Raw genomic sequence first — 212 nt, 5'->3', positions numbered from 1 at the left:
AGTCTTCTAAAATAGGTCGGAGGAACTCCACCGCTCCTTCGGAGCAATAGCGATTTCCAGGACGTAACTGAGCATTGAAACAATAACCAGTCTGACTTTCAAAAGCATAGAGTGGATGATACCCTGTAGCACGGTAATGAGCATTGTAAGCCGAGCCTTCTTGTTTTCCATAGGTTGTAAAATGAGTCGAATCAATATCAATGATAAGATTC

1 protein-coding gene is annotated in these 212 nt (G+C 42.0%); it reads right to left on the bottom strand.

Annotated elements, in window-relative coordinates; all coding sequences use genetic code 11:
- Window positions 1-212: transposase (locus E4T71_RS09690; protein WP_167758545.1), on the bottom strand; the 212-nt coding region annotated here is incomplete at both ends.

Source organism: Streptococcus sp. WM07 (assembly GCF_004570525.1).
Taxonomy (GTDB): domain Bacteria; phylum Bacillota; class Bacilli; order Lactobacillales; family Streptococcaceae; genus Streptococcus.
Note: the sequence above shows the minus strand (reverse complement) of the source record. Positions and strands in the feature narration are given on the sequence as shown.